Annotated in this window: 1 pseudogene; it reads left to right on the top strand. The window is 47.9% G+C overall.

From position 1 onward, the window contains the following. Window positions 1-217 (top strand): annotated as a pseudogene (locus A3712_RS11390) (alpha-amylase); the annotation flags it as partial.

The following is a 217-nucleotide window of genomic DNA, read 5'->3' as shown; positions in this document are numbered from 1 at the left end:
CACATGAGCCAGTACCAAATCGACCAAGTATTTACGGCTGAAATCACATCGAACATGCATGTGTTTGGTGAGGTGATTACCAATGATGGGGCTGGCAACAGTGGCTACGAGTCTTTCTTAGCACCTTACTTGAACAACACCAACCACTCAGCGTATGACTTCCCGCTGTTTGCTTCGATTCGCTCGGCGTTTTCTATGGGCGGTGGTTTAAACCAAC

This window comes from Vibrio sp. HI00D65, from assembly GCF_001635455.1.
Taxonomy (GTDB): domain Bacteria; phylum Pseudomonadota; class Gammaproteobacteria; order Enterobacterales; family Vibrionaceae; genus Vibrio.
This window is presented reverse-complemented; position numbering and strand designations above follow the sequence as displayed.